Genomic DNA, 13,173 nt, shown 5'->3' with positions numbered 1-13,173 from the left:
CGTGCCAGAATCCGCCCATGGACAGCACCGCCACCACCGCCCTCGACGCCCGCGTCGAACGGGTCTGCCGCCATCTGCAGGCCAGCCTCGACGAGCCCTCGCTGCAGGAGCTGGCCGACATCGCCGGCTGCAGCCCGACGCGCCTGCATCGCCTGTTCAAGCAGGCCACCGGGCTGACCCCCAAGCAGTACGCTGCCGCGCTGCGCGCCGACCGCCTGCGCACCGGGCTCGAACAGCAGGAGCGCATCACCGATGCCTTCCACGATGCCGGCTTCGGCTCCAGCGGGCGCTTCTACGAGAACGCACCGAAGTTGCTGGGCATGACTCCCAAGCAATGGCGCGCAGGTGGTCGCGGCGAAGTCATCCACTTCGCGCTGGCCGAAAGCTCACTGGGCAGCGTGCTGGTGGCCAGCAGCGGGACCGGCGTGGTCGCGATCCTGCTCGGCGACGATCCGGAGGCGCTGCTGCAGTCACTGCAGCAACGCTTCCGCCAGGCCGAACTGGTCGGTGCCGACCACGGCTATGAGCAACTGGTGGCACAGGTGGTGGGCCTGGTCGAGGATCCCTCGCGAGGCGCCACACTGCCGCTGGATATCCGCGGCACCGCCTTCCAGCAGCGGGTATGGCAGGCACTGCAGCAGATTCCGCGCGGCCAGACCGCGTCGTATGCGGATATTGCCGCGCATATCGGTGCACCACGCTCGAGTCGTGCGGTGGCACGTGCCTGCGCGAGCAATCCATTGGCGGTAGCCGTGCCCTGCCACCGCGTGGTGCGCCGCGACGGTGACCTGTCCGGCTATGCCTGGGGCGTTGCGCGCAAGCGCGAACTGCTGCGCCGGGAAAAGGTCGCCAACGGCTGACGCCACCCGATAGCCGCCGACCTTGGTCGGCACACCCAGCTTCCGGTAGTGGCCGACCTTGGTCGGCACACCCACCAAGCACTCAATCCAGCTTCACCACCAGCTTGCCGAAGTTGCGCCCCTGCAACAGCCCGAAGAACGCCTCCGGCGCCTTCTCCAGACCTTCCACCACATCCTCGCGGTACTGGATGCGGCCCTCGCGCAGCCACTGCGGCATCTCGCGTTCGAAGTCCGGCCACAGGTGGTTGAAGTCGTGCACGATGAAACCACGCACGGTCAGGCGCTGGCGCAGGATCTGGCTGAACAGTGACGGCAGCCGATCCGGGCCAAGCTGCTCGACGCCCCGCTCGTTGTAGGTAGCGATGGTGCCGCAGACCGGAATGCGGGCGAAGTCGTTGAGCAGCGGCAGCACCGCATCCAGCACATGGCCGCCGACATTCTCGAAGTACACGTCGATGCCCGCAGGCACTGCCGCGCGCAGCTGGTCCGCAAAATCAGCCACGCGATGATCCAGCGCCACGTCCACGCCCAACGTCTGCAGATAGGCACGCTTGGCCTCGCCACCGGCGATGGCGACCACGCGCGCGCCCTGCAGCTTGGCCAGCTGCGCCACGGTCGCGCCCACCGGCCCGGTCGCGGCGGCTACCACCAACGTCTCGCCCGGCTTCAGACGGGCGATTTCATGCAGGCTGGAATAGGCGGTGAAACCGGGCATGCCATATACCCCCAGCGCCGTACTGAGCGGCAGCCCGGCCGGATCCAGACGACGCCCCAGCGCCTTGGCCGGCAGCACCGCGTGGGTCTGCCAGCCACCCGGCGCCAGCACCAGCTCGCCTGCGGTTACGCCCTCGGCCTTGGATTGCAGCACCTCGGCCACGGTCTGGCCTTCCATCACCGCCCCTACCGCCACCGGCGCGGCATACGACGGGCCCTCGTCCATGCGTCCTCGCATGTACGGGTCCAACGAAAGGTAGCGGTTGCGCAGCAGCACTTCGCCATCGGCCAGTGCCGGCAGCGCAACCTGTTCCAGGCGGAAATTGGCTGCACTTGGCGCCCCCTGCGGACGCGAGGCAAGCACGATGCGGGACGCGGTGGAGGAATCGGACATGGCCAGGTCTCTGCTGTTGCCAGCATCGGGAAAGGACTGCCGACACTACGCTGCGGCGATCCCCGATGGCGGCCACGAAAACAGCGTTCCATTGCCCGGACCCGCGCGGGTCCGGCGCACCCCTTGCCCTTGCAGCTTTGGCGAACGCGGCGACCTGCTGATTTCCACCGCAGACGACAATCGATGGGGCACGCCCCGCCCCACAACGGAGGATCAAGCACTTGCGAGCGCGCAGAGGGCAATGTGAAGAAATCTTGGCAAAACGCTTGCCGAAGGCAGCCGACCTCCGTAATATACGCGTCCTTGGCAGCGACCTCGCTGCAACGAAACATGTGGCCGAGTAGCTCAGTTGGTAGAGCAGGGGATTGAAAATCCCCGTGTCGGCGGTTCGATTCCGTCTTCGGCCACCACTTTCGAAGGCCTGCAGAAATGCGGGTCTTTTTTTTCCGGAAACCGCACTCACCGCGGTAGCCACACAATTTGGCCGAGTAGCTCAGTTGGTAGAGCAGGGGATTGAAAATCCCCGTGTCGGCGGTTCGATTCCGTCTTCGGCCACCATCTTCAGAGACCTGCAGAAATGCAGGTCTTTTTTTATTCGCGCTTCGCGCAAGCGGCGACCACCGTGGCCCGGTTGACGAAACATTTACACCGGCACGGGCCGCGGCACCTACGCTCCAGACTCCCGCCTGGAGCCTGCCGATGCATCTGCGCCCCGCCCTGCTCGCCTGCCTGCTGCTGGCCGCCTCCCCGGTGATCGCCACTGAACCGGTGCGCGCGGTCGAGCACCTGGACATTGATCGCTACGCGGGCCAATGGCACGAGATCGCGCATCTTCCAGTCTCGTTCCAGAAGCAGTGCGTGGGCGACATCACCGCCAACTATGGCCTGCGCCGCGACGGCCGCATCAGCGTCACCAATGCCTGCCGCAAGGGTGACGGCGAGCGCGTGGTCGCCGAAGGCGTGGCACGCCCGGTGGCCGGCCATCCCGGGCAACTGCAGGTGCGCTTCGTCCCCGACTGGCTGAGCTGGGCGCCCCTGGTCTGGGCCGACTACTGGGTGCTGGCGCTGGACCCGGACTATCAATGGGCCCTGGTCGGCGAACCCGGCCGCAAGTATCTGTGGATCCTCTCGCGCCTGCCGGAGATGGAGCGCGACCGGTTCGAACAGTTGAAAGCCAAGGCCGAGTCGATGGGGTACGACCTCGGGCCACTGCGCCTGATGGCCCCGCTGCGCGATCCCGCGGCCGACTGAACCGCTTCGCATCAGGCGCATCGTGCGCGCGCCATCCGGCGTTGTGCATGCCCGACCGCCATCTTCACGCGCTACCCTCTGCGGACGGGTCGCTCCGGGCGATCCATAAAACCATACGCCGTAGTATGCTTACCCCAACGCACCCCCTCCAGAGGACTTGCGCCCATGCTCCACCGCTTCCGTACCGCCTTGATCGTCCTGTGCACCCTCGCCCTTGTTGCCTGCAGCAACGGCATCGTCAAGCGTGTTTCGGAACCGGCGGCCAGCCTGCAGCAGCTGACCGTGCGTGCCGACGGCAACTGGACCGTGGCCCTGCGCCTGCAGAACTTCAGCTCGATGCCGATGACCTTCGATGATGTCTCACTGGCGCTGACCGTCGGCGACAGCGATGCCGGCACCCTGCAGGTCAAGCCCGGCATCTCCATCGGCGGCACCTCCGCCGACGTCATCAATGTCGACCTCGTGCCCAGCTCGACCGCGCGCCTGGTGGTGGCCGACGCGCTGGCCAGCAACCGCACCCTGGCCTACGCCCTGAAGGGAACGGTGGCGGCCACGCCGCAGGAAAAGAAGCAGCGCAGCTTCGACATCAGCAGCCGCAGCACCCTCAACCAAGCCCCCGGCCTGCCCGGCGTGCTGCGCTGAACCCGCCTTTCGTCGCGGCGCCCGGCGCCGCTCCCCTCTGCCCTGATCAAATCGAGACGTACCGATGAGCAGCTACACCGCCCCGCTTTCCGACCTCCGTTTCGCCCTGCACGACGTGCTCAAGGTCGAACCCCTGTTCGCCCGCCTGGGCTTCACCGACGCCACCGCCGACGTGGTCGATGCCGTGCTGGAGGAAGCCGGCCGCTTCAGCGCCACCGTGCTGGCCCCGCTCAACAGCGTCGGCGACGAGATCGGCTGCGTACTCGACCAGGCCACCGGTGAAGTGACCACCCCGCCCGGCTTCAAGCAGGCCTACGACCAGTTCGTCGATGGCGGCTGGACCGGCCTGACCGCCTCGCCGGAGCTGGGCGGCCAGGGCCTGCCGCACACCCTGGGGGTGCCGCTCAACGAAATGATCAACGCCGCCAACCTGGCGTGGGGCAACTTCCCGCTGCTCTCGCACGGCGCCATTGAAGCGCTGAAGCAGCACGGCGAGGCGTGGCAGCACGACGCCTTCCTCAAGCCGCTGATCGAAGGCCGCTGGACCGGCACGATGTGCCTGACCGAGCCGCACTGCGGCACCGACCTGGGCCTGCTCAAGACCAAGGCCGAGCCGAACGCCGACGGCAGCTACTCGATCACCGGCACCAAGATCTTCATCACCGCCGGGGAGCACGACCTGACCGGGAACATCGTGCACCTGGTGCTGGCCAAGCTGCCCGACGCCCCTCCGGGCGCCAAGGGCATCTCGCTGTTCGTCACCCCGAAGTTCAAGGTCGACCGCGATGGCAACGTCGGCGAGCGCAATGCACTGCGCTGTGGCTCGATCGAACACAAGATGGGCATCAAGGGGTCGGTCACCTGCGTGATGAACTTCGATGGTGCGCAGGGTTACCTGGTCGGCCAGCCGCACAAGGGCCTGCAGGCCATGTTCACCATGATGAACACCGCGCGCCTGGGCGTCGGCCTGCAGGGCATCGGCCTGTCCGAGCGCGCCTACCAGAACGCACTGAAGTACAGCCGTGAGCGCCTGCAGTCGCGCGCCCTGAGCGGCGCCAGGTTCCCGGACAAGCCGGCCGACCCGATCCTGGTCCACCCGGACGTGCGTCGCATGCTGCTGACCGTGAAGTCGCTGGTCGAAGGCAGCCGCCTGCTGGCGCTGCATGCCGCCACCCTGATCGACATCGCCCACCACGCCCAGGATGCCGCCGAGCGCGAGCGCGCCGACACCCTGGTGAGCTTCCTGACCCCGATCTCCAAGGCCTGCCAGACCGAATGGGGCATCGAGAACACCTACAACGCCCTGCAGTGCTTCGGTGGCCACGGCTACATCCGCGAGCACGGCATGGAGCAGCTGGCCCGCGATGCACGCATCACCACGCTGTATGAAGGCACCACCGGCATCCAGGCGCTGGACCTGATCGGCCGCAAGACCGCATCCAGCCAGGGCGCCGGCCTGAAGCTGATGCTGGCCGAGATCGAAGCCTTCGCCAAGGAACACGAGGGCAACGAAGCGCTGGCCGAGTTCATCGGCCCGCTGCGCGCCAAGGCCGCCGAATGGGGCAAGCTGACGATGGACGTGCTGCAGCGCGCGGCCGCCAATCCCGACGAACTGGGCGCGGCCAGCTACGACTACCTGTTCTATTCGGGTTACGTGGTGCTGGCCTACTGGTGGGCCCGCAGCGTCGCCGCCGCCGATGCCAGCGCGCACGGCGCCGCCTTCGCCCAGGGCAAGCGCGAGACCGCACGGTTCTACTTCGCCCGCGTGCTGCCGCGCACCCTCAGCCACGCCGCCGCGATCCAGGCCGGCGCCGCGCCGCTGATGGCCATGGACGACGAGCGCTTCGGCGCCTGAGCCGGGCTTCGCCCGGCACCCGCGGTAGTGCCGGCCGCTGGCCGGCAACCGCAATAGCAACAGCTGGATCCAGGTGGATGGCGGGGCGGTGTGGGCTGGCAGGACACGCCGTAAACCCCGCTCCGCGGTCCGGCCCAGCCGCTGGCGGCTGTGCGTTCGGGCGCTTGCGAAGCAGTGCTTCGCAAGCAAAGCGCCCTCACCCTTGGGGGCTCGATGGCGCCCTCCATGGCGCCAACGGTCCTGCCAACCCACACCGCCCCGCCTCTGACAGTTCCCCGCGATCTGCGTAGATCCACGCCACGCGTGGATGGAAACCACTGAAATCCATCTGGGGAAAAGCCCCCCTTTGTTAAGGGGGGCGCACCGACAGGTGCGGGGGATAGGAGGAATGCGCGGACCTGAATCATTGCGATTTGGGTTTCGCCCTCCGGGCGATACCCAAATCGCAATGATTCAGGTATAAGCTGTTCTCCCGATGGAGACAGACACTACACGCTTGGGTCTGATCGAAGCCGGAGCTCCGTTTTCTGCTCCGGGCGCCGAAGCATCGCCCAATGCCACGACGCTGCATCGCCCCGGTTCGGTCCGGCTGCTCTCGCTTGATGCCCACGGACGCGTACTGGACTGGATCACCTGGCAGGATGCGGCCTGCCTCTACGCCCGCGAGGCGGTGGCCTGGACGCTCGGCGACCCCTGCCTGCACATCCACGGTGGCACCAACCGTTTCAGCGGCCTGCAGAGCGGCATGGACCTGCACCCGATCATCGCCGCCCGCGGCCACGCCCGCTCCCGTGCGATCGACCCGACGCCGAACCTGACCAACCAGGCCCTTTTCGCCCGCGACGCCCATCTGTGCATGTACTGCGGCCAGCAGTTCAGCCGCCCCACGCTCACCCGCGATCACGTCATGCCGCTGTCCAAGGGCGGCCTGGACTGCTGGGAAAACGTGGTCACCGCCTGCTTCCACTGCAATTCGCGCAAGAGCGACCGCACCCCGCAGCAGGCCGGCATGCCCCTGCTGGCAGTGCCCTACCGGCCCAGCTGGATCGAGCACCTGATCCTGTCCAACCGCAACATCCTGGCCGACCAGATGGCCTTCCTGAAGGCGCAATTGCCCAAGCGCTCGAAACTGAGCACCTGAACGCCTGAAAATGCAACCCTCACCGTCCTGTCACGGACGGCGGCGTTTGCTTGCCCCACCCCCGTTTGAGGGCGAAAATGGGCGTTCAGAAAAAGTGCGAACATGATGATCGACTCTGCCCGCTATCCCCGCCTCGCGCGCATCCAGACGCCGGATGACCTGCGCACGTTCGACGAATCCGAATTGAGGGCGGTTGCCGACGAACTGCGCGCCTACCTCATTGAATCGGTGGGCAAGAGTGGCGGCCACTTCGCCGCCGGCCTGGGCGTGATCGAGCTCACCGTGGCCCTGCACTACCTGTACCAGACACCGCACGACCAGCTGGTCTGGGACGTCGGCCATCAGACTTACCCGCACAAGATCCTGACCGGCCGCCGCGACGAGATCCACACCGTCAAGCAGAAGGACGGCATCGCGCCGTTCCCGAAGCGCGAGGAAAGCGAGTACGACACTTTTGGTGTCGGCCACTCCTCGACCTCGATCTCGGCCGCACTGGGCATGGCCATCGCCCGCCAGTCCGAAGGCGACGACCGCAAGATCGTGGCGGTGATCGGTGACGGCGCGATGACCGCCGGCATGGCGTTCGAAGCGCTGATGCACGCTGGCGGCATGGAGCCGGAGCCGAACCTGCTGGTGATCCTCAACGACAACAACATGTCGATCTCCGAGGCCGTGGGCGGCCTGACCAAGATGCTGGGCCGCGCCACCGGCAGCCGCACGCTCAACGCGCTGCGCGAAGGCGGCAAGAAGATTCTCGGTGACAAGAAGAACAATCCGGCACGCTTCGTGAAACGCTGGGAAGAGCACTGGAAGGGCATGTTCGTGCCTTCCACGATGTTTGAGGAAATGGGCTTCCACTACACCGGCCCGATCGACGGCCACGACATGCCCGCCCTGCTGTCCACGCTGAAGACGCTGCGCGCCTCCAAGGGCCCGAAGCTGCTGCATGTGATGACCACCAAGGGCAAGGGTTACGAGCCGGCCGAGGGCGACCAGATCGGTTACCACGCCGTGGGCCCGTTCGATCCGGACAAGGGCCTGGTGGCCAAGGCCGGTGCCAAGAAGCCGACCTACACCGATGTATTCAGCGACTGGCTGTGCGATGCCGCCGCCGCCGAGCCGCGCCTGTACGGCATCACCCCGGCGATGCGCGAAGGCTCCGGCCTGGTGCGTTTCAGCAAGGAATACCCGCAGCGCTATTTCGACGTGGCGATTGCCGAACAGCATGCGGTCACCCTCGCCGCCGGCATGGCCACACAGGGTGGCAAGCCGGTGGTGGCGATCTACTCGACCTTCCTGCAGCGCGCGTACGACCAGTTGGTACATGACGTGGCCATCCAGGACCTGGACGTGCTGTTCGCGATCGACCGCGCCGGCGTGGTCGGCCCGGACGGTGCGACCCACGCCGGCAACCTCGACCTGAGCTTCCTGCGCTGCGTGCCGAACCTGGTGGTGATGGCACCGTCCAACGAAGCCGAGTGCCGGCAGATGCTAAGCACCGGCCTGCAGCACCCGGGCCCGGCCGCCGTGCGCTACCCGCGCGGCACCGGCACCGGCGTTGCAGCCGGCACCGACCTGTCGACCCTGCCGATCGGCAAGGGCGAACTGCGCCTGCAGGGCAGCCGCATTGCCCTGCTCGCCTTCGGCAGCACCGTGGCCGCCGCCGAGCAGGTCGGCCGCGAACTGGGCCTGAGCGTGGTCAACATGCGTTTCATCAAGCCGCTGGACCGCGAGCTGGTGCTGGCTGTCGCCGCCCAGCACGAGGGCCTGGTGACGATCGAAGACAACGTGGTGGCCGGTGGCGCCGGCTCCGGTGTTGGTGAACTGCTCAATGCCGAAGGCGTGCTGCGGCCGATCCTGCACCTGGGCCTGCCCGACAGCTACCAGCACCATGCCAGCCGCGAAGACCTGCTGGCCGACGCCGGCATCGACGCGGCCGGCATCCGCGCCGCTGTGCTCAAGCGCTGGCCGCAGCTCGCCGCAGGTACCCCGCCGCTCAGCGCGGCAGGCTGAGGCCGATCACCACCCGGTAGATCCACACAGGGCGCAATGGGTGCGGACAGCGTCCGCACCCTCCAGGCTCGAAACGCGTAGATCCACGCCATGCGTGGATGATGGAATTCCGGGTGCCTGCCTTGGCAGGCACCCGCGCTCAGCCGTAACTGACCGCTTCGACGAATGCGCCGCTGGCTTCCACGCGCACGGCCGCACGCTGACCGGTGTCGACAAAGTGCAGGCGGGCCAGGGTCTCGGCGAAGTCGTAGGCGCGGGCGCCATCGCGGAACTCGATCGGCTCCGGCCGGTCCGGATGCAGCACGCGCCACTGGCGCTGTTCGCATTGCAGGCGGATCAACATGCAGCTCACTCCTTGAGGCAGCGTATCGATGGCGGCGGGATGCCCATGCCGGTTATGGCACACGGCACCGCTGGAATTCAGGGCACGCAACGTGCCCTGATCGCAGACAATACGGCGTTCAAAATGTGAGCTGTATCAGATTATTCTGATTTTCATGGGCTGAACCCGTAAAGCTCAGTTCACCTGGAACTGCGCCCGGCAGCCATCACTCACCCAGATGCCGCGGCGATCCCAGCCCCAGCTCTGGCCTTCGATGCAGGCGCTGCGTGAGTCCTGGCGGATCAGGCGCACACCCCGGCGGATGCGCGCATCGCAGTACTCCTGCCGATGTCCATTGGAATGGCAGGTGACCACATCGCCGCCGCCCCATCCGTTGCCATTGCCATTGCCCCAGCCGCCACCATTGCCACCCCAGCCGCCACCGCGGCGGTATTCACCGACGAATTCGGCACGGCACCCCTGTGTGACCCAGACGCCGTTGCGCGACTGGCCCCAGGTCTCACCTTCCACACAGGGCGAACCGGACAACTGGCGGATCAACCGCGCGCGGCCGTCCAGGCGGCACTCATTGCTGCGATTCTTGACCGACTCGCAGCGCACGATGCCACTGCCATCGCGGCCACCATAGCGGTCGTCGTCATAGCCGTAGCCATAGCTCTGCGCCTGGGCGCCGCCGGCCGCCGCCAGCATCGGCAACAGGGTGCAGGCCAGGGTGCGCCAAGTGAGTGCCTTGCCCATCGAGATCTCCAGATGAATACGATGGCGCAAGCATCCGGGATTCACGGCCCGGCGCACAGAGGGGAGCGCAACGGCAGTTTTTCCCCATTCAAACAACGCAACCGGACCTGACTGCGTCACAGTTGCTGGCGTCACTCTCCGACGTGAAGCGCGTCTACCGTATTGCCAAGCGCCGCGACCCGCACCGTGCTGCGCTGGCCGGTGCGGCGGTGATGCTCCAGGGCCAGCGCGGCGGCGGCGTCAAAGGCGTCGGCGCCACGTGCGTAGCGGGTGGCCTCGCGTGCCTGCGGGTGCAGTACGGACCAGCGCTGGGCAGTGCATTGGACGGTGATGACCATGGGGAGGCTCCTGCGGATAGAGGGTGCGGTGGCAGGCAGACGTGCCGCTCGCCGTTACACCATCAGGCTAGCGACCGCCTCCGGGATGGCCTATCAGATTTGTACGAAAAGTCCGCGCCAGTGCGTCAGAGCCCCACCCTCATCACATCCCTGAGTCCGTTTAGCTCGTTCATTCCGTGATCCTTGTCACGGAGTCAGCTGGGCTTCACACTACCATCATCAACAGGGGCCCCTTCCACATGCGCACCTTCTTCTCGCACCAGCGTTCGACGTTGCTGAAGTTCTATTTCGTGGCCAGCTATCTGATTCTGATCGAAGAGTTGGTCCGCGCCGCCGTGCATTGAGCGCTTGCTGACGGGCTATTTGCGACAGAAAATGTTGCTTTACGCACGGAGCTCGCGCATGAAGGTGCTTCTTCTGATTCCAGCGCTGCTGGTTCTGGCCGCATGCGCGAGCCCGGACAATGCAGCCCCGCGTGCCGACGGCAAGCCTTCGACCACCATGCCCAAGGTAGGCGGCGATCGCGACGCGCACGGCTGCATCGGCTCGGCCGGCTACCAGTGGTGCGAACACAGCCAGCGCTGCGAGCGGCCCTGGGAGCTGGCACAGGCACACGGCCTGGCCAACAGCGCCGAGGCCATCGACGCGTACTGCGCCACGCCCGCCAGCCCGGCGCGCAAGTGAGCACGACCCGTCATGGCTGAGCTGAGTCCCCTGCCCGACCTCGCCCGTGGCCGGTATCGCCACTTCAAGGGCGGCGAATACGAAGTGATCGACATCGTCCGCAGCAGCGAGACGCTGGAACCATTGGTGCTGTACCGCGCACTCTACGGCGAAGGTGGCCTGTGGGTACGCCCCTACCCGATGTTCGTCGAGCAGGTCCCAGGCAAACACGGCCCGCAGGCGCGTTTCGCACGCATCGACGATTGATCCGGCTCCCACCGGGCGGTGGCCGATGGTCGCGCCGGTGACGCGATCCGGCTGCGCTACAATCATACCGTCCAGTCGGTTTCTTCCCATCATGTCCCCGCCCCCTCCCCGCTCGCGGCGCAAAGCGCCCGACAGCGTGCGCCAGTCATTGCTGCACGCCACCATCGCCGTGATTGGCCAGAACGGGCTGGCGGCACTGACCGTGCAGGATGTCGCGCGCGTGGCCGGGGTCAGCAAGGGCGCGTTGTTCCACCATTTCAGCAGCAAGCAGGCGCTGGTCGATGAAGCCATCGGCGCACTCATCGGCGAATTCGAGGCGCGTGTGCGCACGCTCCTGCAGGACGGCACGCCCGGCCACGGCTGCTTCAGCCGCGCCTATGTGCGGGCCAACTTCGAGCACCTGCTGCAGCAGGAACAGGACAACGACGTCGGCCTGACCCTGGGCAACCTGATGGAGCCGGCCCTGCTGGCGCACTGGCGCGACTGGAAGCGCGCGATGCTGGCCGAGTTCCCCGGCGAGGCGGGCGATCCGCGCCTGTACGCGGCACGCTGCGCGGCCGATGGCTATTGGGCCACCGCCTATGGTCGGCCGCTGGACGAAGCAGAGCGCCTCAATGCGCTGGCGATGGCCGAGCAGGCCCTCAAGCTGTGCGACCCGCAGTGACCCGGAGCCCGCGATGAACCCCTATATCTACCTGGCCGCCGCCATCGTGCTGGAAGTGATTGCCACGTCGCTGCTGAAGGCCTCGGACGGCATGAGCCGGCTGTGGCCGACACTGGGCGCGCTGGTCGGCTACGGGCTGTGCTTCTACCTGCTGTCGGTCACCATGAAGTCGGTGCCGACCGGCATCGCCTATGCGATCTGGTCCGGCGTCGGCATCGTGCTGATCTCGCTGATCGGCCTGGTGGTGTTCAAGCAGCGGCTGGATGCAGCTGCGCTGGCCGGCATCGCGCTGATCTGCGCCGGCGTGCTGGTGATCAACCTGTTCTCGCGCAGCAGCGCGCACTGAACACGCTGCTGCGCGACAGGTGCTAGCTGACCTTCTTCGCCACGCTCATGCCGATCAGGAACAGCACCACGGCAATGATGATGCCGGCCCAGAACAGGAACTTGGCGATGCCCACAGCGGCACCGGCGATGCCGCCGAAGCCCAGCACGCCGGCGATGATGCCGATGATGGCGAAAATGATGGCCCACTTGATCATGTCAGTCCTTACCCCGCGGGGAACGCAAACGGTGTGATCAGGCTAGGCCGCAGCCGATGCGGCAGTCGTGAAAAGGCCGCGTGTGCGGCGTGAATCAGCGCGGCCGGAAGCGCAGCAGCGCCACCGCGAAGGCCAGGAACACGCTTCCCACCAGCCGGTCGAACCAGCGCCGTGCGAATGGCTTTGCAAGCCAACGACGCAGGCCGTGGCCACCGGCGGCGTACATCACGTACCAGAACAGTTCGCAGGCCGCGAAGGTCGCCACCAGCACGCTGTACTGCACGGCCTGGCTACGCGACGGATCAACGAACTGCGGCAGGAACGCCGCGGCGAACAACAACAGCTTGGGGTTGCTCAGGCCAACCCACAGGCCGCCACGGAATACCGTCGCTGCGCCATGTACCGGCGCCAGTGTGACCTCTGCAGCATCGGCCACCGCGGGTGCCGGGCGGCAGCTGTCACGCCACGCCTTGATGCCAAGCCAGGCCAGGTAGGCCACACCGAGATAGCGCAGCACTTCGAACAGCATCGGCGAGGAGTGCAGCAACGCGCTCAGGCCCGCAGCGGATGCGGCCAGCACCAGCAGCATCGCCAGCAGGCAGCCGGCCATGGCCGGCACGCTGCCACGGAACCCCAGCCCGACGCTGCGCCCGAGGATGTGCAGCATGTTCGGCCCGGGCGTCCCGCACAGCACGAAGACCGTGGCCAGGAACCACCACCAGGTATGCAGGGCCATTGCCGGTTTCCA

Annotated in this window: 16 protein-coding genes and 2 tRNA genes; 12 read left to right on the top strand and 6 right to left on the bottom strand. The window is 66.8% G+C overall.

Going from position 1 to position 13,173, the window contains the following annotated elements:
* Positions 1 to 17: 17 nt before the first annotated feature.
* On the top strand, positions 18 to 860 hold the full coding sequence (locus tag AC5P8F_RS06720) for a bifunctional transcriptional activator/DNA repair enzyme AdaA (protein ID WP_049408320.1): 843 nt from the start codon (positions 18 to 20) through the stop codon (positions 858 to 860).
* Between the two features lie 82 nt (positions 861 to 942).
* Here AC5P8F_RS06720 and curA read toward each other — a convergent pair whose 3' ends face one another.
* On the bottom strand, positions 943 to 1,968 hold the full coding sequence (gene curA, locus AC5P8F_RS06715; RefSeq protein ID WP_495227767.1) for an NADPH-dependent curcumin/dihydrocurcumin reductase: 1,026 nt from the start codon (positions 1,966 to 1,968) through the stop codon (positions 943 to 945).
* A gap of 334 nt (positions 1,969 to 2,302) precedes the next feature.
* On the opposite strand from curA, the gene AC5P8F_RS06710 reads away from it, so the two are divergent.
* The 7 genes from AC5P8F_RS06710 (at position 2,303) to dxs (ending at position 8,870) form a co-directional block, all read left to right on the top strand.
* Positions 2,303 to 2,378 (top strand) — tRNA-Phe (locus tag AC5P8F_RS06710).
* 72 nt (positions 2,379 to 2,450) lie between these two features.
* A tRNA-Phe gene (locus AC5P8F_RS06705) sits at positions 2,451 to 2,526 on the top strand.
* Positions 2,527 to 2,667: 141 nt separating this feature from the next.
* Positions 2,668 to 3,219: a lipocalin family protein gene (locus AC5P8F_RS06700; protein ID WP_495227765.1), complete on the top strand. Its 552-nt coding sequence runs from the start codon at positions 2,668 to 2,670 to the stop codon at positions 3,217 to 3,219.
* Positions 3,220 to 3,384: 165 nt separating this feature from the next.
* The gene (locus tag AC5P8F_RS06695; RefSeq protein ID WP_014647826.1) at positions 3,385 to 3,861 is read left to right on the top strand and encodes an LEA/WHy family protein; all 477 of its coding nucleotides are present in this window, start codon (positions 3,385 to 3,387) and stop codon (positions 3,859 to 3,861) included.
* Between the two features lie 64 nt (positions 3,862 to 3,925).
* The gene (locus tag AC5P8F_RS06690; RefSeq protein WP_014647827.1) at positions 3,926 to 5,716 is read left to right on the top strand and encodes an acyl-CoA dehydrogenase C-terminal domain-containing protein; all 1,791 of its coding nucleotides are present in this window, start codon (positions 3,926 to 3,928) and stop codon (positions 5,714 to 5,716) included.
* 475 nt (positions 5,717 to 6,191) lie between these two features.
* The gene (locus AC5P8F_RS06685; protein WP_032956174.1) at positions 6,192 to 6,857 is read left to right on the top strand and encodes an HNH endonuclease; all 666 of its coding nucleotides are present in this window, start codon (positions 6,192 to 6,194) and stop codon (positions 6,855 to 6,857) included.
* Between the two features lie 105 nt (positions 6,858 to 6,962).
* The gene (gene dxs / locus AC5P8F_RS06680) at positions 6,963 to 8,870 is read left to right on the top strand and encodes a 1-deoxy-D-xylulose-5-phosphate synthase (RefSeq protein ID WP_495227851.1); all 1,908 of its coding nucleotides are present in this window, start codon (positions 6,963 to 6,965) and stop codon (positions 8,868 to 8,870) included.
* Between the two features lie 139 nt (positions 8,871 to 9,009).
* Here dxs and AC5P8F_RS06675 read toward each other — a convergent pair whose 3' ends face one another.
* From AC5P8F_RS06675 to AC5P8F_RS06665, 3 genes are all read right to left on the bottom strand, one after another.
* On the bottom strand, positions 9,010 to 9,213 hold the full coding sequence (locus AC5P8F_RS06675) for a hypothetical protein (protein WP_005417823.1): 204 nt from the start codon (positions 9,211 to 9,213) through the stop codon (positions 9,010 to 9,012).
* A gap of 174 nt (positions 9,214 to 9,387) precedes the next feature.
* Entirely contained in the window at positions 9,388 to 9,951 is a 564-nt protein-coding gene (locus AC5P8F_RS06670; RefSeq protein ID WP_032956176.1) for a DUF3011 domain-containing protein, read from the bottom strand.
* A gap of 131 nt (positions 9,952 to 10,082) precedes the next feature.
* Complete coding sequence (locus tag AC5P8F_RS06665) at positions 10,083 to 10,289, bottom strand: hypothetical protein (protein ID WP_032956178.1); 207 nt, start codon at positions 10,287 to 10,289, stop codon at positions 10,083 to 10,085.
* Positions 10,290 to 10,691: 402 nt separating this feature from the next.
* Here AC5P8F_RS06665 and AC5P8F_RS06660 point away from each other — a divergent pair, with 402 nt between their 5' ends.
* From AC5P8F_RS06660 to AC5P8F_RS06645, 4 genes are all read left to right on the top strand, one after another.
* The gene (locus AC5P8F_RS06660) at positions 10,692 to 10,973 is read left to right on the top strand and encodes a hypothetical protein (protein WP_014647838.1); all 282 of its coding nucleotides are present in this window, start codon (positions 10,692 to 10,694) and stop codon (positions 10,971 to 10,973) included.
* A 12-nt stretch (positions 10,974 to 10,985) separates the two neighbouring features.
* The gene (locus AC5P8F_RS06655; protein ID WP_014647839.1) at positions 10,986 to 11,219 is read left to right on the top strand and encodes a DUF1653 domain-containing protein; all 234 of its coding nucleotides are present in this window, start codon (positions 10,986 to 10,988) and stop codon (positions 11,217 to 11,219) included.
* Between the two features lie 91 nt (positions 11,220 to 11,310).
* Entirely contained in the window at positions 11,311 to 11,883 is a 573-nt protein-coding gene (locus tag AC5P8F_RS06650) for a TetR/AcrR family transcriptional regulator (protein ID WP_049442390.1), read from the top strand.
* 13 nt (positions 11,884 to 11,896) lie between these two features.
* On the top strand, positions 11,897 to 12,229 hold the full coding sequence (locus tag AC5P8F_RS06645; protein WP_014647841.1) for an SMR family transporter: 333 nt from the start codon (positions 11,897 to 11,899) through the stop codon (positions 12,227 to 12,229).
* 22 nt (positions 12,230 to 12,251) lie between these two features.
* Here the strand turns inward: AC5P8F_RS06645 and AC5P8F_RS06640 are convergent, their stop codons facing one another.
* Together AC5P8F_RS06640 and AC5P8F_RS06635 are read right to left on the bottom strand one after the other, a co-directional pair.
* Positions 12,252 to 12,425, bottom strand: a complete 174-nt coding sequence (locus tag AC5P8F_RS06640; RefSeq protein ID WP_005417836.1) for a DUF1328 domain-containing protein — start codon at positions 12,423 to 12,425, stop codon at positions 12,252 to 12,254.
* Positions 12,426 to 12,519: 94 nt separating this feature from the next.
* A complete protein-coding gene (locus AC5P8F_RS06635) occupies positions 12,520 to 13,161 on the bottom strand; it encodes a LysE family translocator (RefSeq protein WP_032956184.1) in 642 nt (213 codons plus the stop codon).
* Positions 13,162 to 13,173 lie beyond the last annotated feature (12 nt).

The sequence above is a fragment of the Stenotrophomonas sp. YJH_SMC_69 genome, from assembly GCF_059370495.1.
This window is presented reverse-complemented; position numbering and strand designations above follow the sequence as displayed.